Annotated in this window: 19 protein-coding genes and 3 tRNA genes; 11 read left to right on the forward strand and 11 right to left on the reverse strand. The window is 70.6% G+C overall.

Translation table 11 applies throughout. The features are described from left to right. The first annotated feature begins 246 nt into the window (after nucleotides 1–246). The 3 genes from ACIBVL_RS14080 to ACIBVL_RS14090 all read left to right on the forward strand — a co-directional run bounded on the left by ACIBVL_RS14080 (nucleotide 247) and on the right by ACIBVL_RS14090 (nucleotide 4813). Nucleotides 247–2118: a hypothetical protein gene (locus ACIBVL_RS14080; protein WP_399097253.1), complete on the forward strand. Its 1872-nt coding sequence runs from the start codon at nucleotides 247–249 to the stop codon at nucleotides 2116–2118. 196 nt (nucleotides 2119–2314) lie between these two features. Then, nucleotides 2315–3820 carry a N,N-dimethylformamidase beta subunit family domain-containing protein gene (locus ACIBVL_RS14085; protein WP_399097033.1) on the forward strand — a complete coding sequence of 502 codons (1506 nt, stop codon included), beginning with the start codon at nucleotides 2315–2317 and terminating at the stop codon, nucleotides 3818–3820. 93 nt (nucleotides 3821–3913) lie between these two features. Next, nucleotides 3914–4813, forward strand: coding sequence for a phosphoribosylaminoimidazolesuccinocarboxamide synthase (locus ACIBVL_RS14090; protein ID WP_399097036.1), 900 nt, complete (start codon nucleotides 3914–3916; stop codon nucleotides 4811–4813). Nucleotides 4814–4859: 46 nt separating this feature from the next. Here the strand turns inward: ACIBVL_RS14090 and ACIBVL_RS14095 are convergent. The 8 genes from ACIBVL_RS14095 to ACIBVL_RS14130 form a co-directional block, all read right to left on the reverse strand. Beyond that, nucleotides 4860–4932: transfer RNA gene (locus tag ACIBVL_RS14095), tRNA-Gly, on the reverse strand. Between the two features lie 23 nt (nucleotides 4933–4955). Then, on the reverse strand, nucleotides 4956–5564 hold the full coding sequence (locus ACIBVL_RS14100) for a response regulator (protein WP_399097039.1): 609 nt from the start codon (nucleotides 5562–5564) through the stop codon (nucleotides 4956–4958). After that, a complete protein-coding gene (locus ACIBVL_RS14105) occupies nucleotides 5561–6799 on the reverse strand; it encodes a sensor histidine kinase (RefSeq protein ID WP_399097042.1) in 1239 nt (412 codons plus the stop codon). The genes ACIBVL_RS14100 and ACIBVL_RS14105 overlap by 4 nt, the downstream gene beginning before the upstream one ends. Nucleotides 6800–6829: 30 nt before the next feature. Further along, nucleotides 6830–7573, reverse strand: coding sequence for an ABC transporter permease (locus tag ACIBVL_RS14110; RefSeq protein ID WP_399097256.1), 744 nt, complete (start codon nucleotides 7571–7573; stop codon nucleotides 6830–6832). Between the two features lie 32 nt (nucleotides 7574–7605). After that, the gene (locus tag ACIBVL_RS14115) at nucleotides 7606–8577 is read right to left on the reverse strand and encodes an ABC transporter ATP-binding protein (RefSeq protein WP_399097045.1); all 972 of its coding nucleotides are present in this window, start codon (nucleotides 8575–8577) and stop codon (nucleotides 7606–7608) included. 155 nt (nucleotides 8578–8732) lie between these two features. Continuing rightward, nucleotides 8733–8805: transfer RNA gene (locus ACIBVL_RS14120), tRNA-Gly, on the reverse strand. 80 nt (nucleotides 8806–8885) lie between these two features. Beyond that, a tRNA-Gly gene (locus tag ACIBVL_RS14125) sits at nucleotides 8886–8957 on the reverse strand. 139 nt (nucleotides 8958–9096) lie between these two features. Continuing rightward, nucleotides 9097–9414: an Lsr2 family protein gene (locus ACIBVL_RS14130; protein ID WP_399097048.1), complete on the reverse strand. Its 318-nt coding sequence runs from the start codon at nucleotides 9412–9414 to the stop codon at nucleotides 9097–9099. A gap of 309 nt (nucleotides 9415–9723) precedes the next feature. On the opposite strand from ACIBVL_RS14130, the gene purS reads away from it, so the two are divergent. The 6 genes from purS to purM all read left to right on the forward strand — a co-directional run bounded on the left by purS (nucleotide 9724) and on the right by purM (nucleotide 16767). Beyond that, nucleotides 9724–9987, forward strand: a complete 264-nt coding sequence (purS, locus tag ACIBVL_RS14135) for a phosphoribosylformylglycinamidine synthase subunit PurS (protein ID WP_003999970.1) — start codon at nucleotides 9724–9726, stop codon at nucleotides 9985–9987. Further along, entirely contained in the window at nucleotides 9984–10664 is a 681-nt protein-coding gene (gene purQ / locus ACIBVL_RS14140; RefSeq protein ID WP_399097052.1) for a phosphoribosylformylglycinamidine synthase subunit PurQ, read from the forward strand. Before purS ends, purQ begins: the two co-directional genes overlap by 4 nt. Next, nucleotides 10661–12919: a phosphoribosylformylglycinamidine synthase subunit PurL gene (gene purL, locus ACIBVL_RS14145; RefSeq protein ID WP_399097055.1), complete on the forward strand. Its 2259-nt coding sequence runs from the start codon at nucleotides 10661–10663 to the stop codon at nucleotides 12917–12919. Before purQ ends, purL begins: the two co-directional genes overlap by 4 nt. Before the next feature lie 172 nt (nucleotides 12920–13091). After that, nucleotides 13092–13889 carry a sterol carrier family protein gene (locus ACIBVL_RS14150; protein ID WP_399097058.1) on the forward strand — a complete coding sequence of 266 codons (798 nt, stop codon included), beginning with the start codon at nucleotides 13092–13094 and terminating at the stop codon, nucleotides 13887–13889. Between the two features lie 220 nt (nucleotides 13890–14109). Further along, the gene (gene purF / locus ACIBVL_RS14155) at nucleotides 14110–15639 is read left to right on the forward strand and encodes an amidophosphoribosyltransferase (RefSeq protein ID WP_399097061.1); all 1530 of its coding nucleotides are present in this window, start codon (nucleotides 14110–14112) and stop codon (nucleotides 15637–15639) included. A 45-nt stretch (nucleotides 15640–15684) separates the two neighbouring features. Continuing rightward, entirely contained in the window at nucleotides 15685–16767 is a 1083-nt protein-coding gene (gene purM / locus ACIBVL_RS14160) for a phosphoribosylformylglycinamidine cyclo-ligase (protein WP_399097064.1), read from the forward strand. 68 nt (nucleotides 16768–16835) lie between these two features. Here purM and ACIBVL_RS14165 read toward each other — a convergent pair whose 3' ends face one another. Continuing rightward, on the reverse strand, nucleotides 16836–17093 hold the full coding sequence (locus ACIBVL_RS14165; protein WP_399097067.1) for a DUF3073 domain-containing protein: 258 nt from the start codon (nucleotides 17091–17093) through the stop codon (nucleotides 16836–16838). Nucleotides 17094–17403: 310 nt separating this feature from the next. Then, entirely contained in the window at nucleotides 17404–18498 is a 1095-nt protein-coding gene (locus tag ACIBVL_RS14170; RefSeq protein ID WP_399097070.1) for a Leu/Phe/Val dehydrogenase, read from the reverse strand. A 234-nt stretch (nucleotides 18499–18732) separates the two neighbouring features. Here ACIBVL_RS14170 and ACIBVL_RS14175 point away from each other — a divergent pair, with 234 nt between their 5' ends. Together ACIBVL_RS14175 and bldC are read left to right on the forward strand one after the other, a co-directional pair. Then, nucleotides 18733–19575 carry a hypothetical protein gene (locus ACIBVL_RS14175; RefSeq protein ID WP_399097073.1) on the forward strand — a complete coding sequence of 281 codons (843 nt, stop codon included), beginning with the start codon at nucleotides 18733–18735 and terminating at the stop codon, nucleotides 19573–19575. Nucleotides 19576–20173: 598 nt separating this feature from the next. Further along, the gene (bldC, locus tag ACIBVL_RS14180) at nucleotides 20174–20380 is read left to right on the forward strand and encodes a developmental transcriptional regulator BldC (protein ID WP_003949541.1); all 207 of its coding nucleotides are present in this window, start codon (nucleotides 20174–20176) and stop codon (nucleotides 20378–20380) included. Between the two features lie 462 nt (nucleotides 20381–20842). Here bldC and ACIBVL_RS14185 read toward each other — a convergent pair whose 3' ends face one another. After that, entirely contained in the window at nucleotides 20843–21034 is a 192-nt protein-coding gene (locus tag ACIBVL_RS14185; RefSeq protein WP_399097076.1) for a DUF6274 family protein, read from the reverse strand. Nucleotides 21035–21438: the final 404 nt, after the last annotated feature.

Raw genomic sequence — 21438 nt, forward strand, 5'->3', positions numbered from 1 at the left:
CCTGAAACCCGGGGCCTGATCGTTGCCCATCGTCATCCACCTTTCCCCTAAGCCATTCCATCGAGTGAGCGCTGAGCTATCCGGCTGACGGGGGCCGGAGTGCCAACTAGGGTGCGGCGCAAGCTTTCCGGCACTTGGCCCACCGGCATTGCGATGTCAGTGGCGGGTGCCACAGTGGGGGAGTGAGCAAGAGCAGGCGAGCCAGGAGCACGAGAGGGGGGAGGGGGTGAACCCGTCGTGACCGGTATGGGTGTGGAGGTGGGTGCGCAGGCCGCGCGGGCCCGGGCGCTGGCCGTGCTGCGCATCCGCAGCCGGGCGCTCGCCGTCGCGCTGCTGCCCGCGGCCGCCGCCGTGATCCTGCTCGCCGGAGGTTCCGCTGGGCATCTCCTGGGCCCGGGATGGGACACGGCCCGCTGGGTGGTCTCGGTGGTCGCGTTCGTCGTGCTGCTCGCCGCCGGTGCCGTCGGCCTGGTCGTCGCCCGCGCCCGCCCCGCCGTGAGTCCCACCGTCGGTATCGCCGAGGAGGCCGCGCCCGATCTGTACCGGCTGGTGCGTGATCTAGCCGACCGCCTCGACGTCCCCGCGCCCTCCGCGATAGCGCTCACCCCGGACTGCGACAGCTGGCTGGAGGACCGCACCCATCCGGCCCACGGACCGCCCACGCCCCGGGCGGGTGACGAGATAGCCGGTGCGGGCTCCGGCCGGCACCTCCACCGTCGTACGGCGACCGCGCCCGTCCTCGTCATCGGCTCCCCCTTCCTGTGGTGGATGCGCGTGGGCGAGCTGCGCGCCGTCCTCGCCCCGGTCGTCGCCGGTACGGGCCCTTCGGCGCACCCCGACATAGCGGCGGCCCGGCGCTTCGTGCGGGGGCTGGACGCCGCGGTGGCCGTCTCCGCCGACCGCGGGCGCTGTCCCGGCGTCCGACTGGTCTGCGCGGGCATCGGCTGGGCCTCCCGGCTGATGCTGCGCAGCTGCCAGGCGCATGCCGCCGAGATGGAGCGGGGCGTGGCCGCGGCGGCCGCCGAGCGTGCACAGGCGGTGGACTACGGTCTGCGGATCGTCGCCCAGGAACAGGTGGGCCTCGCATACGCGGGCTGGGACCGGCTGCTGACCCGGGTCGCCCTGCCCGCGTGGCGGATGGGCCGCTGGCCCGCCCGGCTGGACGCGGGGGTCGTGGCCGCGCTGACGGAACTCTCCCGCCGGGACCGTCTCGCCGAGGGTTTCGCCTCCCGCCTCGGCGAGCGCCCCGCCTGTGACCTGCTGGAAGAGCCCGGCGCCATCGACGAGGCCGCCTCCCTGCTCGCCGCCCGCCTCTTCCACGGCGGCCCCGCCGAGCCCGGCCCCGACTGGTCCCCCGTGGCCTGGCAGGAGTACCCGGACGAGGTCGTGGACCGCAAATGGCGCACGGACGCGGCCCGCCTCCACCGCGTCCTGGACGCCCTCACCGCCCACCCCCCGCCCCCGCACCCCACCGTCCCGCACCCCGTCGGTCCCACCCTGGCCCGGGTACTGGACCACTTGACGGCCCAGGGAGACCCGAGGGACGCGGCGCTTGCGCGGGACGGGGGCGAAACAGACGGGGGGGAAACAGGGGAAGGAGTCACCTCCCCAGGGGACACCTGTCTCCGCAACCCACCCCCTCCCCCCGAACCCCAGGCCGTACCCCCCGCCCCACCCGAGGGGGAGGAGGACGGCCCGGACGAGCTCCACGCCCCCAGTCCGCGCAGCAGGGCCCTCGCCGCGCGGCTCGGTTCGGAGGTGGCCCGGGAGGAGGAGGCCGCGGCAACGCCTGCCGTGCCCGGCGGGCAGGGCGGCCCGGACGGTCCCCTCTGGGACGACGGCGCGCTCCCGCTCTTCCCGCTCCAGCCCCCGCGCACGGACCGCGAGCTCCTCGCCGACCATGTCACGGCGATGGTGTGCTGCGCCGCGATGGACACGGTCGGCGCGACACCCGGCCTCGACTGGCTCGACGGCCCCACCCTCCTGGTCGACGGCGAGCGGGTGTCCGACCTGGGGTCCCGCGTCCTCAGCCTCGTCGAGGACGGCGACGCGGCCCCGCTGCGGGCCTGGCTGGTGAAGCTGGGCATACGCCCGGAGAAGCCCGTACGGCTCGGCTGACCCGCGAACGGCGTCGGCGCCCGGCCCGAGCCGATCCCGCCCGGAACGGACCCCCTGATTCCACTTTCGGCCAATTCGCAACGAATAGTGACTGTCTGCGCGCGTTATGTGATGTGCTGGGACCGATAGCGCCCATGGCATGGGCGTGCGACATAGGACAGATGGTCGAGCGCGGGGCAGCAGGGAGGGGAGCACCATGGCACCGGCACCGGAGCACATCCGTCGATGGGAGTCGGGAGCGCTGGCGCACGCCGTGACGGACCCCTTCGGCCAGGGCCCCGTCCCCTGGCTGCGCGGCAGCGAGACGTACTTCGACGACAGCGGCCAGGTCGTCCCCTGGTACGTCGACCCGGCTCCCGCGCCGAAGGCGGGCGCCCCCCGGGTACCCGCCCCCCGCACCGCCCCCGCCTCCGGCGTCCCCCGCTCCGCCGACGACGTCCGCCGGCAGATCAAGGGCTTCACCTCCACCGGGGCGGTCGCCCCCGGCGAGGCCGTCGACTTCCACATCACGGTCGACCCGCCCCAGGAGTTCAGCGTCGACATCTACCGCATCGGCCACTACGACGGCGACGGCGCCGCCAAGATCACCACCAGCCCCCGCCTCTCCGGCATCGTCCAGCCCCCGCCGCTGACGGCCGACCGCACGGTCTCCTGCCACCACTGGTGGCTCTCCTGGCGCCTGCAGGTCCCGTCGTACTGGAACGTCGGCGCGTACGTCGCCGTCCTCACCACCGCCGACGGCTACCGCTCCCACGTCCCCTTCACGGTCCGCGACCAGCACCCCGCCGACCTGCTCCTGCTGTTGCCCGACATCACCTGGCAGGCCTACAACCTCTACCCCGAGGACGGCCGCACCGGCGCCAGCCTCTACCACGCCTGGGACGAGAAGGGCCGTCTCCTCGGCGAGTCCGACGCCGCGACCACGGTCTCCTTCGACCGGCCGTACGCGGGCGCGGGCCTCCCCCTGCACGTCGGCCACGCCTACGACTTCATCCGCTGGGCCGAGCGCTACGGCTACGACCTCGCCTACGCCGAGGCCCGCGACCTGCACGTCGGCCAGGTCGACCCCACCCGCTACCGCGGCCTCGTCTTCCCCGGCCACGACGAGTACTGGTCGACGAACATGCGCCGCACGGTCGAGCTCGCCCGCGACAGCGGCACCTCCCTGGTCTTCCTCTCAGCCAACACCCTGTACTGGCAGGTGGAGCTGGGCCCGTCCCCGTCCGGAGTGCCCGGCAGGCTGCTCACCTGCCGCAAACGCAAGGGCCCCGGCAAGTCCGTCCTCTGGCGGGAGATCGACCGCGCCGAGCAGCAGCTGGTCGGCATCCAGTACGCGGGCCGGGTCCCCGACCCGCATCCACTGATCGTCCGCAACGCCGACCACTGGCTGTGGGAGGCCACCGGAGCCCACGAGGGCGAGGGCATCGACGGCCTGGTCGCGGGCGAGGCCGACCGCTACTTCCCGCGCGCGCCGTTACCGCCCCACGAGGAGCGCATCCTCCTCGCCCACTCCCCGTACACCGACAGCGAGGGCGTCCTGCGCCACCAGGAGACCTCTCTCTACCGCGCCCCCTCCGGCGCCCTGGTCTTCGCCTCCGGCACCTTCGCCTGGTCCCCGGCCCTGGACCGCCCCGGCCACGTCGACCCCCGTGTCCAGCGCGCCACCGCCAATCTCCTGGACCGCATCTGCAAGCGCGACTGAGACGCCCCCGCCGGCCGGCCCGACCCTCTGTCCTAGATCAATCCCGTTGTACGGGACAATCAAGCCACCAGGACAGAACCACGGGGAGGAACCGTGTCCGGATTCGTAGAAAAGCCCGAGCCCCTCCAGGTGCCGGGCCTGGTGCATCTGCACACCGGCAAGGTGCGCGAGCTGTACCAGAACGAGGCGGGCGATCTCGTGATGGTCGCCAGCGACCGTACGTCCGCCTTCGACTGGGTGCTGCCGACCGAGATCCCCGACAAGGGCCGCGTCCTCACCCAGCTCTCCCTGTGGTGGTTCGACCAGCTCGCCGACCTGATCCCCAACCACGTCCTCAGCACGGAACTGCCCCCCGGCGCCCCCGCCGACTGGGCCGGCCGCACCCTGGTCTGCAAGTCCCTGCAGATGGTCCCGGTCGAGTGCGTGGCCCGCGGCTACCTCACCGGCTCCGGTCTCGTCGAGTACAGGGAATCCCGCACGGTCTGCGGCCTCGCCCTCCCCGAGGGCCTGGTCGACGGCAGCGAACTGCCCGGCCCGATCTTCACCCCGGCCACCAAGGCCGCCGTCGGCGAGCACGACGAGAACGTCTCCTACGAGGAGGTCGCCCGCCAGGTCGGCGCCGACACCGCCGCCCAGCTCCGCCAGGCGACCCTCGCCATCTACGGCCGCGCCCGGTCCATCGCCCGCGACCGCGGCATCATCCTCGCGGACACCAAGTTCGAGTTCGGCTTCGACGGTGACACGCTCGTCGTCGCCGACGAGGTCCTCACCCCGGACTCCTCCCGCTTCTGGCCGGCCGACCAGTGGCAGCCGGGCCGCGCCCAGCCGTCGTACGACAAGCAGTTCGTCCGCGACTGGCTCACCTCGCCCGAGTCGGGCTGGGACCGCAAGAGCGAGCAGCCCCCGCCCCCGCTGCCCGAGCAGATCGTCGACGCGACCCGCGCCAAGTACATCGAGGCGTACGAGCGTCTGACCGGCACCAGCTGGAGCTGACCGCACGACGAAGGCCCCGGTCCAGTGGACCGGGGCCTTCACACCGAGCGGACGACGAGGCTCGAACTCGCGACCTCAACCTTGGCAAGGTTGCGCTCTACCAACTGAGCTACGTCCGCACTGCGCCGTGGCGCGAGGCCAACTATACCCAACCCCGCTCGCGTGCGAGACGCACCGCCGCGTGGCGGTTCTCCGCCCCGAGCTTGGTCAGGGCCGACGACAGATAGTTCCGTACGGTCCCGGGCGACAGCGCGGCCCGCTCGGCGATCTCCGTGACGGGCGCTCCGTCCGCGGCGAGTTCGAGCACCTCGGCCTCCCGGGAGGTCAGCGGGGAATCCCCGGCGGCGATCGCGTCGGCGGCCAACTCCGGGTCGACGTAGCGGTTTCCGGAGTGCACGGTACGGATGATCTCCGCGAGCCGCTGTGCGCTCACCGTCTTCGGGACGAAACCGCGCACACCCGCCGCAAGCGCCCGCTTCAGATGCCCCGGCCGGCCGTGACTGGTGACGATCAGCACCCGGCAGCCAGGCAGTTCCGTCCGCAGGGATGTGGCGACCTTCACACCGTCCGCCCCCGGCATCTGGAGATCCAGGACGGCCACGTCGGGTTCGTGCGCCCGCGCCATCGTCAGCGCCTCCGGCCCGGTCGCCGCCTCGGCGACGATCAGCAGATCGTCCTCCAGGGAGAGCAGTGCGGCCAGCGCACCCCGGATCAGATGCTCGTCGTCGGCGAGCAGCACCCGCACCGTCACGAGGAGACCCCCTGCCCGACAGCCGCCAGGTCGTCCCGGACCAGCGGCACCTCCGCCACCACCCGGAACAGCCCGGCCCCCGCGAACCCGGCCTCGAGGGTGCCGTCCACCTGCCGCAACCGCTCCCGCAGCCCGGCCAGGCCCGACCCGCCGCCATGTGTCCCCTCGGCCACCGCCCCGTCGTTCTCCACCGTCAGCACCACCCGCCCCTCTGCCACCCGCAGCCCCACCGAACACCGCACGGCGTCCCCATGCCGCAGTACGTTCGTCGTCGTCTCACGCACCACCCACCCGAGCGCCGACTGCACCTCGGCGGGCAGCGCGCCGGCCTCCCCCCGCACCTCGCAGGCGATCCCGGTGGCCGTCAACACCCCCTGCGCACCTGCGAGTTCGACTTCCAGGTCCGCCTCCCGGTATCCCCGTACGACATCCCGCACCTCCCGCTGCGACTCCCGCGCTATCCGCTGCACCTCGATCATCTGCTCCACGGCCTCCGGCCGCCCGCGCCGGGCCAGTTGTACGGCCAGTTCGCTCTTCAGGGCTATCACTGCCAGGTTGCGCCCCATCACGTCGTGCAGGTCCCGCCCGAACCGCAGCCGCTCCTCGGCGACGGCGAGCCGGGCCCGGGTCTCGCGGGCCTCGTCGAGTTCGTAGACGGCGTTGAGCAGCCAGACGGAGAAGGTCGCCGTGAAAGCGAGCAGGCCGGAACCGAAGAAGACGGCCGCCATGGTGAGCGCGACGGCCGAGGTGGGTACGCCCAGCGGGAACGAGATCGCTCCCGCGCCGACGGCGAAGCCGCCCACGACGGCGTACACGCGCCGTCGTTCGCGCACGCCGAGCGTGATGACGCCGGCCCCGACGACCAGGACGACTCCGAAGACCGCGCCCGCGGTCGCGGCGACGCCGTCGCGCTCCGGCCCGCGCTCGGCGACCCCGACGGCCGAGACGGCGATCGCCGCGGTGAGGGCGGCGAGCGACCACAGCAGCCGCACGGGCTGCGCACGCCGTCCCCGGGTCCAGTCCAGAGCCCGGGACACCGTCAGCATGCAGACCGCGGCGTGCAGCGTCACGAGGGCGAGCAGCGCCCCACCGAGACCCGGTCCCAGCGCGCCGAGGGCCGGCAACCCGACCCCCGCCACCTCGGTCAGCGCGAAGAAGTGGAACGACCACCGCGTGTACGTCTCGACCTTCGCCGGCGTGCTCTTCCGCCGCCACCAGCCCCCAGGCATGCGCATGCCCGTGCCTCCCCCGTTCCCCCCGGCTGGTCAGCGCCGGGGCTCCCACCGGAACCATCGCCGTACAGCAAACACCGCCAGTACCGTCCAGGCCAGCGCTGTGGACAGCGCGCCCAGGGCCTCGTAGGCCGAGAGATCGCCCGTCCAGCCGCCGCGGATCAGGACGATGACCGGTGAGAGCGGCAGCAGTTCGCAGACCGAGGCGACCCTGTCGGGCAGCAGCTCCAGCGGTACGGTCACTCCGGAGCCGATCATCGAGACCAGCACCATCGGCATCGTGGTGACCTGCGCGCTCTCCACGGTCCGGGTGACGGTCGCCGTGACCGCCGCCAGCGCCGCGCACATCACCAGGCCCGACAGCAGCCCCAGCACGGCGAGATGGGGCGCCTTCGGCACGGGTATGTCCAACAGGACCGTCGAGCCCGCCACCAGCACCAGGGACTGCACCAGCCCCGTCACCAGGACCGGCAGCGCGGAGCCGCACAGGATCTCGGCGTCCCGCAACTCGCCCGTGCGCAGCCGCTTCAGCACCAGCTCCTCGCGTCGGGCGGTGTAGATGGCGGCCAGCGCCGAGTACACCCCGAACAGCAGGGAGAAGCCGATCGCCGCGGGCAGCAGCACCAGTCCGGTGGTGAGACCGACGTCCTCCACGTCCATGTCCTCGACCACCGACGCGAGACTGACCGGCAGCACGAGCGGTACCAGCACCGCCGCCACGAGCGTGCTCTTGCTGCGCCCCAGCAGGGTCAGTTCGGCCCGCGCGAGGGCCCCCATCCGGCTCGTCGGTGTCGTCACTGTCCCCCCGCTCACGCCGCGACCCCCTCGACAGCCGAACCCCGCGAGCCTTCCGAATCCCCCGACGCCGCCCGCGCGATCCCCAGGAACGCCTCCTCCAGCGAGGCCGACCGCACGTCCAGCCCCCGCAGTTCGACCCCGGCCCCCTCGGCCCACACCAGCAGCCCGGTGGCCGCCCGCTGCAACTCCCGGGTACGCAGCCTGACCACGCGCCCGTCGACCTCGTGACCGCACACGCCCAACTCGCCCAGCGGAGGCAGATCGCCGACGAAGTACCCCTCGGGCAGCTCGAAGGTGATCCGGGAGGGCCGGCCCGCGGTCACCTCGCCGGGTGTCCCGGCGGCTGCGATGCGCCCCTCGTGCAGGATGGCCAGCCGGTCGGCGAGCTGCTCGGCCTCCTCCAGGTAATGCGTGGTCAGCAGCACGGTCGTACCGGAGTCGCGCAGCGCGCGGACCAGGTCCCAGGTGTCGCGGCGGCCCTCGGCGTCCAGGCCGGTCGTCGGCTCGTCGAGGAACAGCACCTCGGGGTCGCCGAGGAGGGCGAGGGCCAGGTCGAGGCGGCGCCGCTCGCCCCCGGACAGCTGCTTGACCCGTACGTCCGCCCGTCCGGCGAGCCCGACCAGGTTCAGCGCCTCCGCGACCGGACGGGCGCCGCTCACGCAGCCCGCCCACATCCGCGCGGTCTCGGCTGTGGTCAGTTCGGAGGGGAAGCCGCCCTCCTGCAGCATCACTCCGGTGCGCGGCCGGACGGCGGCCCGCTCGGTGTGGGGATCGTGGCCGAGGACCCTGATCCGACCGCCGTCGGGGCGCGCGAGGCCCTCCAGCAGTTCGACGGTCGACGTCTTGCCGGCGCCGTTGGTACCGAGCAGCGCGAAGATCTCACCGCGGTCGACGTGGAAGGAGATGCCACGGACCGCCTCGAACCCGCCCCCGTACACACGCCGGAGGTCGGTGACCTCAATCACGTGTTCATTCGTGTCCATGCCTCAAGGCTCCCGGCGGACCGGCGCCGACGGCAGTGCGAGGTGTCATCACTTCCCATGACAAATGTCAGAAGCGCCTCCGGGGCGCGGCAAAGACCACCCGGGGCAGGGCACACGAAAAGACCCCGGTCCAGTGGACCGGGGTCTCATTCCCGAGCGGACGACGAGGCTCGAACTCGCGACCTCAACCTTGGCAAGGTTGCGCTCTACCAACTGAGCTACGTCCGCATTGCCTCCGACCGGCTTTCACCGATCGGCGCGAGCACCAGCCTACCTGATCCACGGCTGTGGTCGGGACGGCGATGCAGAGCGGGTGACAGGGATCGCACACTGCGCCTTCCCCCTGGAAGGGGGATGTTCTGCTACTGAACTACACCCGCGTGGCCTCCGTGAGCTGGGCTTTTCGGCCCCGCCCGGCGGCGTGCTCCAGACATTAGCCGACCATCAGGGGGGTAGCGCAAGTCGGTTGTCCCCAGGGCCCGCTGAGGCACCCCGGGGACGGCCGGAGAACGGCACGGTTCACTGCGCCTCGGCGAACGCCTCGTACACCTTCTTGGGGATGCGGCCGCGCGCCGGCACCTCCATCTTGTTCGCCTGGGCCCAGGCGCGGACGGCCGCCGGATCGGGGGCGACCTCCGTCTGCTTGTACGCCTTGCCGGACCGCGACCGCTTGCGGCCGGCCTCCACGTAGGGCTCGAGCGCCTTACGCAGTTTCTTGGCATTGGCTTCATTCAGGTCGATCTCGTACGACTTGCCGTCGAGTCCGAAGGCGATCGTTTCCGCCGCTTCCGAGCCGTCGATGTCGTCAAAGAGAGTGACCACGACCTTCTGCGCCACGAATATCGGTCCCTTCGTCCGGCACCACATACAGCTCAGCTGCGGTGTCGTGCCGAGTCTCGACTATTTCCAATTCATTTGTACAGTGCGCGGCAATGCATTGTGAAGCCCGACTAAATCTGTCCGCGTGTCCGGGCGCAATAGGTATCCGGGGCCGATCGGGGATCTTTCCCGTAACTTTTCGTGAACGTCGCCCTCTGATACCGGATCGTGACGGCTGTCACGTAGCTTCCTACAACTCTACCCGCGTAGAAATTTTGTGCGGGTAGTCTGAAGGAACCTGCTCAGCACCACACACCGGGAGTGCCAGTGGCACGCGTCGTAGTCGACGTCATGCTCAAGCCGGAGATCCTCGACCCCCAGGGCCAGGCGGTGCAGCGCGCACTGCCGCGGCTGGGTTTCGAAGGCATCTCCGACGTACGTCAGGGAAAGCGATTCGAACTGGAAGTTGATGGTCCGGTCGACGAGGCGGCCCTGGCCCGCATCCACGATCTTGCGGAATCCTTCCTCGCCAACACCGTGATCGAGGACTTCACCGTCAAGGTGGAGGAAGTCGCGGAGGCCGTGAAGTGACCGCTCGTATTGGCGTCGTCACTTTCCCGGGCAGCCTCGACGACCGGGACACTCAGCGCGCGATCCGCCTCGCGGGCGCGGAACCGGTCGCCCTCTGGCACAAGGACAAGGACCTCCATCAGGTCGACGCCGTGGTGCTGTGCGGTGGTTTCTCCTACGGCGACTATCTGCGCGCCGGAGCGATCGCGCGCTTCTCGCCGGTGATGGAACCCCTCATCGAGCAGGCGAAGGCCGGCCTCCCGGTCCTCGGAATCTGCAACGGCTTCCAGATCCTCACCGAGGCCCACCTCCTCCCGGGCGCGATGCTCGGCAACGACCACCTCCACTTCATCTGCCGCGACCAGAAGCTGCGGGTGGAGAACGCGGAGACCGCCTGGACCACCGACTACTCGGCCGGCCAGGAGATCCACATCCCGCTGAAGAACATGGACGGCCGGTACGTCGCCGACGAGTACACGCTCGACAAGCTGGAGGCGGAGGGCCGCGTCGCCTTCCGGTACCTGGACTTCAACCCGAACGGCTCGCTGCGGGACATCGCCGGCATCACCAACGAGGCCGGGAACGTCGTAGGCCTCATGCCGCACCCGGAGCACGCCGTCGAGCCCCTCATCGGGTCGGGCCGCACCGACGGCCTCCCGTTCTTCACCTCGATCCTCAAGAAGCTGGTCAACGCATGAGCCGGACGCCTCTGGACACGGTCGAGCACGCGGCCGCGACCCCCGACGTCGAGCTGCCCTGGGCCGAACTCGGTCTGAAGAAGGACGAGTACGAGAGGGTCGTCGAGATCCTCGGCCGCCGGCCCACCGGTGCCGAGCTCGCCATGTACTCCGTCATGTGGTCCGAGCACTGCTCGTACAAGTCGTCGAAGGTGCACCTGCGCCAATTCGGCGAGAAGGCCCCGCAGTCCGACGCGCTGCTCGTCGGCATCGGCGAGAACGCCGGTGTCGTCGACGTCGGCCAGGGGTACGCCGTGACCTTCAAGGTCGAGTCGCACAACCACCCGTCGTACGTGGAGCCCTACCAGGGCGCGGCCACCGGTGTCGGCGGCATCGTCCGCGACATCATCGCGATGGGCGCCCGGCCGGTCGCGGTCGTGGACCCGCTCCGTTTCGGTGCGGCGGACCACCCGGACACCAAGCGCGTCCTGCCGGGCGTCGTCGCGGGCATCGGCGGCTACGGCAACTGCCTGGGCCTGCCGAACATCGGCGGCGAGGTCGTCTTCGACGCCTGCTACCAGGGCAACCCGCTGGTCAACGCCGGTGCCATCGGTGTGATGCGGCACGAGGACATCCACCTCGCGAAGGCGTCCGGCGCGGGCAACAAGGTCATCCTGTACGGGGCCCGCACGGGCGGCGACGGCATCGGCGGCGCGTCGATCCTCGCCTCCGAGACCTTCGACGACGCCAAGCCGTCCAAGCGCCCGGCCGTGCAGGTCGGCGACCCCTTCCAGGAGAAGCTCCTCATCGAGTGCACCCTGGAGGCGTTCAAGGAGAAGCTGGTCGTCGGCATCCAGGACCTCGGCGCCGCCGGTCTGTCCTGCGCCACCTCGGAGCTCGCCTCCAACGGCTCCGGCGGCATGCGCGTCACCCTGGACGACGTCCCGCTGCGCGACTCGACCCTCTCGCCCGAGGAAATCCTCATGAGCGAGTCGCAGGAACGCATGTGCGCGGTCGTCGAGCCGGAGAAGGTCGACCGCTTCCTGGAGATCTGCGACAAGTGGGACGTCATCGCCACCGTCATCGGTGAGGTGACCGACGGCGACCGCCTGGAGATCTTCTGGCACGGCGGCAAGATCGTCGACGTCGACCCGCGCACGGTCGCGCACGACGGCCCGGTCTACGAGCGCCCGTACGCCCGCCCGGACTGGCAGGACGCCCTCCAGGCCGACGACGCCAACAGGCTGCCGCGCCCGCAGACGAGCGAGGAGCTCAAGGACCAGGTCCTCCAGCTCGTGAGCTCGCCCAACCAGGCGTCGAAGAAGTGGATCACGTCCCAGTACGACCACTTCGTCCAGGGCAACACGGTCCTCGCCCAGCCCGAGGACTCCGGCATGATCCGCGTCGACGAGGAGTCCGGCCTCGGTGTCGCCATCGCGACCGACGGCAACGGCCGGTACGCCAAGCTCGACCCGTACCACGGCGCCCAGCTCGCGCTCGCCGAGGCGTACCGCAACGTCGCCACCACCGGCGCCAAGCCGCTCGCCGTCTCCGACTGCCTGAACTTCGGCTCGCCCGAGGACCCGGCCGTCATGTGGCAGTTCGCCGAGGCCGTCCGCGGTCTCGCCGACGCCTGCCTGCAGCTCGGCACCCCGGTGACCGGCGGCAACGTCTCGCTCTACAACCAGACCGGCGAGGCCGCCATCCACCCGACCCCGGTGGTCGCGGTCCTCGGCGTCATCGACGACGTCGCCCGCCGCACACCGGTCGCCTTCCAGGAGGAGGGCCAGCTGCTGTACCTCCTCGGCGACACCCGTGAGGAGTTCGGCGGCTCGGCCTGGTCGCAGGTCGTCCACGACCACCTCGGCGGCCTGCCCCCGAAGGTCGACCTGGAGCGCGAGCGCCTGCTGGCCGAGATCCTGATCTCCGCCTCCCGCGACGGCATGATCGACTCCGCGCACGACCTGTCCGACGGCGGTCTGATCCAGGCGGTCGTGGAGTCGGCGCTGCTCGGCGGGAAGGGTGCGCGTCTGGTCGTACCGGACGGACTCGACGCCTTCACCTTCCTCCTCTCCGAGTCGGCCGGCCGCGCCGTCGTCGCCGTCCCCCGCTCGGAGGAGGTCCGCTTCAACGACATGTGTGGCGCCCGGGGCCTCCCGGTCACCCGCATCGGTGTCGTCGACGGGGACACGGTGGACGTCCAGGGCGAGTTCGCCCTCTCCCTGGAGGAGCTGCGCAGGGCCCACGAGGACACCATCCCGGCGCTGCTCGCGTAGGACGCCTCCGGCCCGGCCCCCTCCGACCAGAGGAGTCCGGGCCACGACGGGGAAGGCCCCGGACGCCGGGGCCTTCGCCGTCCGCCCGCCCCACCACCGCCCTTCCCGTCGTCTCCTGGAGACCCCGGGGCGCGCGGGCGGCAGCAGCCCGAGCACGGCTAGTCTCGCGCCCATGCCTCCGGCCAAGAAGCGCACACGTACCTATGACCCCGCCAGGACCCGCGCCGCGGTGCTGGCCCAGCTCGGGAACGTACGGGAGGCGGTGGCCGGCCTCACCCCCGGGCAGCTGGCGCTGCCGACACGGCTCGGGGAGTGGACCGTACGGGAGCTGGTCGCGCACATCGGGACGGCGCTCACCGCCATCGGGCGTTCCCTCGCCCTGCCGGAGCCGCCACGGCAGGACGCCGTGCTCCTCGACTGGCCGTTCGCGGCCTCCGCCAATTCCTCGGCCATCGACGACTTCACCCGGCGGGCCGCCGAGCAGCACCCGGACCTCGGCCTCTACCTCGCCGACATCGAGCGGGACCTCGTCGAGCAGCTGGACACCCATCCCTGGACGCGGCTGCTGCAGACCAACGCGGGCGCCCTGCCGTTGGCCGACTACCTCGTCACCCGCGCCGTCGAACTCGTCGTCCACACCGACGACCTCAACGCGGCCGTCCCCGGCCTCGCCGTCGCCGTGGACCGTCAGGCACTCGCCGCCACCACCCGGCTCCTCGCCGACGCTCTCGCCGTCCGGGCCCCCGGCGGCGCCACGGAGGTGCGTGTCCCGCCGTACGCCGTCGTGCAGTGCGTCGAGGGTCCGAGGCACACCCGTGGCACCCCGCCCAACGTCGTCGAGACCGACCCGCTCACCTGGATCCGGCTCGCGACCGGGCGGCTGACCTGGAAGGAGGCCGTGGAGGCGGCGCAGGTGAGCGCGAGCGGCGAGCGGGCCGACCTGGGAGCGCTCCTGCCGCTGATGTCCTGACCGGGGCGCACCGAATGATGTGCGACACCTCACTCATGCATACGGAACGCGACCGCGCCGACCCGTCCCGGTTGCGTGCCGAACCGCCGCCGGATCGGCCTATAGACGGTCTGACCTGCCCAAACAAGTTGATCATGGGTGTGTCGGCGCAACGAAGATCCAGTTACTGGAAGGTATCCCCAATTCGGACCAGTGGTCGATCTCGCCTACACTCGGTGGTGTGCCACGTGGTGACGGTCGACTCAGTCATGATCTGCTCCCCGGCGAGAAGGGCCCCCAGGACGCTTGCGGCGTCTTCGGAGTCTGGGCTCCCGGTGAAGAGGTCGCCAAGCTCACATACTTCGGGCTGTACGCCCTCCAGCATCGGGGCCAGGAATCCGCGGGAATCGCGGTGAGCAACGGCTCCCAGATCCTCGTCTTCAAGGACATGGGCCTCGTCTCCCAGGTCTTCGACGAGACCTCGCTCGGTTCGCTCCAGGGTCATATCGCGGTCGGACACGCCCGCTACTCGACCACCGGTGCCTCCGTGTGGGAGAACGCCCAGCCGACGTTCCGCGCCACCGCGCACGGCTCGATCGCGCTCGGCCACAACGGCAACCTCGTCAACACCGCCCAGCTCGCCGAGATGGTCGCCGACCTGCCCAAGCAGGAAGGCGGCCGCACCCCGCGCGTCGCGGCGACCAACGACACCGACCTGCTCACCGCGCTGCTCGCGGCCCAGGTCGACGAGGACGGCAAGCCGCTGACCATCGAAGAGGCCGCCCACCAGATCCTCCCGCAGGTCAAGGGCGCCTTCTCGCTCGTCTTCATGGACGAGCACACCCTCTACGCGGGCCGTGACCCCCAGGGCATCCGCCCGCTGGTCCTCGGCCGCCTCGAGCGGGGCTGGGTCGTCGCCTCCGAGTCCGCCGCCCTCGACATCTGCGGCGCCAGCTTCGTCCGCGAGATCGAGCCGGGCGAGTTCGTGGCCATCGACGAGAACGGCCTCCGTACGTCTCGATTCGCGGACGCGAAGCCCAAGGGCTGTGTCTTCGAGTACGTGTACCTGGCCCGCCCCGACACCGACATCGCCGGCCGGAACGTGTACCTCTCCCGCGTGGAGATGGGCCGGAAACTGGCCAAGGAAGCCCCCGTCGAGGCCGACCTGGTCATAGCGACCCCGGAGTCCGGCACCCCGGCCGCCATCGGCTACGCGGAGGCCTCGGGCATCCCCTTCGGCGCGGGTCTGGTGAAGAACGCCTACGTCGGCCGTACCTTCATCCAGCCCTCGCAGACCATCCGCCAGCTCGGCATCCGTCTGAAGCTGAACCCGCTGAAGGAAGTCATCAAGGGCAAGCGCCTGGTCGTCGTCGACGACTCGATCGTGCGCGGCAACACCCAGCGGGCACTGGTGCGGATGCTCCGCGAGGCCGGGGCCGCCGAGGTCCACATCCGGATCTCCTCGCCGCCCGTGAAGTGGCCCTGCTTCTTCGGCATCGACTTCGCCACCCGCGCCGAGCTCATCGCCAACGGCATGACCATCGACGAGATCGGCACCTCCCTGGGCGCCGACTCCCTGGCGTACATCTCCCTCGACGGCATGATCGAGGCGACCACCATCGCCAAGCCGAACCTCTGCCGCGCCTGCTTCGACGGCGAGTACCCGATGGAGCTCCCCGACCCCGAGCTGCTCGGCAAGCAGCTGCTGGAGACGGAGCTGGCCGCCGGCCCGGCCGCCACGGCCGCCGCCGACGCGATCCGCCGCCCGTAAGCGGCCCGTAACACCTGCCGTACGACACGAAGGTTCTCACTAGCCATGCCTGAGACAACTGGTGCCAGCTACGCAGCTGCTTCCTACAAGACAGCGGGTGTCGACATCGAAGCGGGCGACCGCGCCGTCGAGCTGATGAAGGAGTGGGTGAAGAAGACCCAGCGCCCCGAGGTCCTCGGCGGCCTCGGCGGTTTCGCCGGCCTCTTCGACGCCTCGGCCCTCAAGCGCTACGAGCGCCCGCTCCTCGCCTCCGCCACGGACGGCGTCGGCACGAAGGTCGACATCGCGCGCCGGCTCGGCGTGTACGACACCATCGGCCACGACCTGGTCGCCATGGTCATGGACGACATCGTGGTGTGCGGTGCCGAGCCGCTGTTCATGACCGACTACATCTGCGTCGGCAAGGTCCACCCCGAGCGTGTCGCCGCCGTCGTCAAGGGGATCGCCGAAGGCTGTGTGCTGGCCGGCTGCGCCCTGGTCGGCGGTGAGACGGCCGAACACCCGGGCCTGCTCGGCGAGGACGACTTCGACGTCGCCGGCGCCGGTACGGGCGTGGTGGAGGCCGACCGGCTGCTCGGCGCGGATCGTATCCGCACGGGTGATGCGGTGATCGCCATGGCGGCCTCCGGCCTTCACTCGAACGGGTACTCGCTGGTCCGGCACGTCCTGCTGAACGAGGCGGGTCTCTCCCTCGACACGCGGATCGACGATTTCGGCCGCACCCTCGGCGAGGAGCTCCTGGAGCCCACCAAGATCTACTCGCTGGACTGCCTGGCTCTCACGCGCACGACGGACGTGCACGCCTTCTCGCACATCACCGGCGGTGGACTCGCGGCCAACCTGGCCCGGGTCATCCCCGACGGACTGCACGCGATCGTCGACCGCTCCACCTGGACCCCGGCCCCGGTCTTCGACCTCGTCGGCAGGACCGGCTCGGTCGAGCGCCTGGAGCTGGAGAAGACCCTGAACATGGGCGTCGGCATGATCGCGGTCGTGCCGGAGGAGTCGGCGGACGTCGCCCTGGCGACCCTGGCCGACCGAGGCGTCGAGGCCTGGGTCGCCGGCGAGATCACCGAGCGCGGCGAGCACACCACCGGAGCCGAACTGGTCGGCGACTACGCGAGCTGATCCCCGCAGGCAGCACAACACCCGGTCGGTGACCGAAGCCACCGACCGGGTGAGTGCTCAAAGCAAGGTCAAGCGCCGCGACGGTGTTGTTGGTGCGAGGAGTCTTCGTCCTCGTCGTCATCGTCCCCGTACAAGTCGGCGTACCGTGCGTACGGGTCGTCGTCTTGCTCATCGTCATCGTCCTCGAATGGTTCCCCATTCGGCGGCATGTTCGATGGCGATGCGCCCAGCTCTTCGGCCAGGCGTGAGAGATCCGTCCCGCCGCTGTTGTACTTCAGCTGGCGGGCGACCTTCGCTTGCTTGGCCTTGGCCCGGCCGCGCCCCATGGCTCGACCCCCTCAACGACGGGGCTCGCTGGCCCCAGGTTGACACGCGTTCATGATCCAGAACGGTCTCTCCTCGGAGAGCCCGCCGTAGGGCTCCCACGGTACCTGAGCCCACGCCCGTACGGTACGTCGCCCGTAGCACGCGCGTGTGCGCAGAACCTGTGAGACGCCCCGTCCTCGCTGGTCAGTGGCGATTTTAACCACTTATTGGCGGCCGACCCGCCGGGAAGAGTGAGAGTTCTCTCTAACTTTCCACCCGGCGGTACCGACCAAACCCTCGGGGAGGCCCCGACAACCCCTTACCGGAACCTCACCATCCGTGCGTCTGGGCCGCCTCGTGCATCCGCTGCTCGGCGATCCGGTCGGCCGCCGCGGCCGGCGGAATCCCGTCTTCCTTCGCACGTGCGAAGATCGCGAGCGTGGTGTCGAAGATCTTCGCCGCCTTCGCCTTGCACCGCTGGAAGTCGAACCCGTGAAGCTCGTCGGCGACCTGGATGACCCCGCCGGCGTTCACCACGTAGTCCGGCGCGTAGAGGATCCCGCGATCGGCGATGTCCTTCTCGACGCCCGGATGGGCCAGCTGGTTGTTGGCCGCGCCGCACACGACCTTCGCCGTCAGCACGGGCACGGAGTCGTCGTCGAGCGCCCCGCCGAGCGCGCACGGGGCGTAGATGTCGAGCCCCTCGACCCGGATCAGTGCCGCGGTGTCCGCGACGGCCGTGACGCCCCGGGGGTGACGGTCGAGGATGCGGCGGACGGCGTCCTCGCGCACGTCGGTGACGACCACCTCGGCGCCCTCGTTCCGCAGGTGCTCCACCAGGTGGTGGCCGACCTTGCCGACGCCCGCGACGCCGACCCTGCGGCCGCGCAGCGACGGGTCGCCCCACTGGTGCTGCGCGGAGGCCCGCATGCCCTGGTAGACGCCGAAGGCGGTCAGCACGGACGAGTCGCCCGCGCCTCCGCTCTCCGGGGACCGGCCGGTCGTCCAGCGGCACTCACGGGCCACGACGTCCATGTCGGCGACGTACGTGCCGACGTCGCAGGCGGTGACGTACCGGCCGCCGAGCGAGGCCACGAAACGGCCGTAGGCGAGCAGCAGCTGTTCGGTCTTGATCAGGTCGGGATCCCCGATGATCACGGCCTTCCCGCCGCCGTGGTCGAGCCCGGCCATGGCGTTCTTGTACGACATCCCGCGCGCGAGGTTCAGGGCGTCGGCGACGGCCTCCGCCTCGGTCGCGTACGGATAGAAGCGAGTACCGCCGAGCGCGGGGCCCAGCGCGGTGGAGTGGAGGGCGATGACGGCCTTGAGGCCGCTGGCACGGTCCTGGCAGAGCACGACTTGCTCATGACCGCCCTGTTCGGAGTGGAACAGGGTGTGCAGGACGCCGTTGTCTACGTCGGTCACGGTGGTGACTCCTGGGTAACTGGCGGCGGGTCGGACGCAGGCGCCCAAGGGGTGGCGGGGCCTGTGGGACGAGCGTAGAGCCTGCCCGGTCCGCCGAACGCGCACTGCTCGGGATCACCTCCTCCCGGAGTACACCCATGCGACGATTTGCAGCGTTTTCCCGCGCCGGTACGCCCTGCGTCCGGGTGCGGGCCGATCAGGTTTCCCGGCCGGGTGGCGGGGGAGGGAGCAGGCGTGCCCAAGGTGTCCTCGGTGATCGTTCCCTACGCGTCGTACCTGCGCGTGTACGAGCCGCTGGCCGCCTTCCCGGAGCCCGAGCGCACCCACTGGGCGCGCTACGCCCGCCGGCCCGACCGCCCCTCCTACCAGGACGAGCTGCGCCGCTCCCTGGCCGATCTGCTGCCTACTCCGCCGGTCCCCGTGCCGGTGCACGAGAGCAGCGACGCGTTCGTGCTGGAGCTGGACGGCGTGCTGCACGTGTGCCCGTGGCGCACCCGGCTGCGCGGCTGGCAGGCACTGGCCGAGCTGGACGACGAGCTGCCCCGGCCGGTCCTGGAGGCGGTCCTCCCCGAGGTGGTACGGCTGCAGGCGGCGAAGGACTACGAGCGCTGGCGGGAGCGCAATCCCGACGCGCGCCCCTGGATCCGCTCGGCGACCTGGCAGGTGCCGATGGACTGGTTCGTGCTGGTCTCCGACGAGGAGCGGACCTACGAGAAGGGGACCGCCGAGGTGGCGCCCCTGCTGCGCTACCGCACGCCGATGGTGCAGGCGCGGCGCCGGGTGGCCCGGGGGCTGCGGGCGCTCAAGGAGGCCATGGACGAGGGTCCCCTGATCGACGGCCTGCTGGACGTGGGGCGCTGGCTGGAGGAGTTCCATCCGCGTTCGCTGGTGGAACTGGACTACGGCGGCCTCGTCCACACCCTCCCGGCCGGCCACCTGGAGGACGACCACTCGGCGGCCGACGTGGCCGCGGGCATCCAGGCGCTGCGGGCCGGTGACGGGGCGGCGGCGGGTGAGGCGTACGCGCGGCTCGTGGAGCGGTGGCGGACGGTCCGGGACCGGCGCTCGGCCAACTGACGGGACCCCCTCGGCCGGTTCACAGACTCGTGGCTTCTGTGAACTGACGATGTGACAGAGATGACAGCGCTTTCATAATGTGACCTGCGTCACGGCCGAAATGGGTCGAACAGCGTACGGTCAACCGCACTTCACGGAACTGACGGGACGTAGGTCCCCGATCCGGGCTTTTGTCGTAAGGGTGACGGACCGCACGTACACGGCCCTTGCGCGGCTTGCCCCTCCTCGTGCCAAAATAGGACAAGGAGTCCGGGGAGGACTCCATCCGCCTACTTATGCTCCATGGTGGGGGGAATCTCAGCATTGCACGCTTTGGGGGGTCTGGTGACTCCTGAGCGCCCCTGTGACTGATCGTCACAGTGACGTGACTGTCCGCTATGGCATGGTCCATCGGCTTCCGTCGCCGATGAACACCTGGGGGGCAATTCCATCGGTTTGGCCGACGCGGCTGGACAGATGGTGTAGTTGTAGTGCCGAGGACAAGCCGTTCGTCCTATAACCGACTCGACTCGCGTCCGCCATTTCGGGCAACGCGGGTCAAGGTGCAGAATTTAGAGGAAAGAACCGAGAAGGTTCGGTTCTCCCGAGGAGGCCGCTCATGACCGCTCGCACCCCTGATGCTGAGCCGCTGCTGACCCCGGCTGAGGTCGCCACCATGTTCCGCGTCGACCCCAAGACGGTCACGCGGTGGGCGAAGGCCGGCAAGCTCACGTCGATCCGTACGCTCGGCGGACACCGCCGTTACCGCGAGGCCGAGGTCCGCGCCCTGCTGGCAGGTATTCCGCAGCAGCGCAGCGAGGCCTGACAAGTGAATAACCGGGCAACACGTCAGGTCCCCCAACCTGTTCGGACGCCCGAAACCTAGCTACAAAGCGACGTGGGTCCTGCCCCAACAGGTCCCTCGCCCATCGGGAACGTCGTCGATCGCGCTGGACTCCGCCGGGTCCAGCGCGATCTTTTTTGTGCGCTTGGGGCCGCTCGAGGTCGCTCGGCGGGCCGTATGAGGTCGCTCTGTGAGCGAGCCTGTCGGACTCTGGGGAGGCTGTGCGTGGGTTCCTGGGGCACCCTCCGGACATCCCTGCGGACATCCTCCCCAGTGGTGCAATTGCACATATTAAATTGACCAGTTGTAGGAGGTCGGTAAGAGGGCCGGGTTCCAAAACTTATGCCGTGACACCCGTCACATGCCACTGGCCTTGTTGCCGCCCTCCCGGCTGCGATAAAGCAAGTGCGCTCGCCGGCATCGCCGTTGGTCAGCCGGGTCCGGTCACGCCGTCGAGGGGCTCTCGTCCGCCACGGACTCCTCGGGGGGCTGTGTACCCCGTGGAGCGCCGTCCATCGCCAGCCGCAGCAAGCGGTGGCAGATCGGACAGTGGCGGGTCAGGTGCCGATACGACGACGCGGCCGACAGGTGCGCGCGGAGCAACGCCCGCGTCTCGTGCCTAGCCGATGCCGCCATACGCCACCTCCAGGAGGGCCACGCGGGAACGTGCCCTGAGTTCTGGGGTACCGAGGGAATGTGACGCCGTCAAGAGAGGGGGCGGGTATGCGGCCACCGGTCGGCACGGGCTGCAGGCGCACGAAGAAGCCCGGATCCGAGGATCCGGGCTTCTCTCACTGTGGTCCTGACGGGATTTGCTGTCCCCGACTGCGGCTGCGCCGCGGGCGCGGCCTCTGGCTTGACGGGGTGGTGAGCGGTGGGTGCGGGGTGTGGGGTGCGGGCATGGAAAGAGCCCGCACCCCTTGGTGGGATGCGGGCCCTTAGTCCACTGTGGTCCTGACGGGATTTGCTGTCCCCGACTGCGGCTGCGCCGCGGGCGCGGCCTCTGGCTTGACGGGGTGGTGAGCGGTGGGTGCGGGGTG

The sequence above is a fragment of the Streptomyces sp. NPDC049687 genome (assembly GCF_044465285.1).
Lineage (GTDB): Bacteria > Actinomycetota > Actinomycetes > Streptomycetales > Streptomycetaceae > Streptomyces.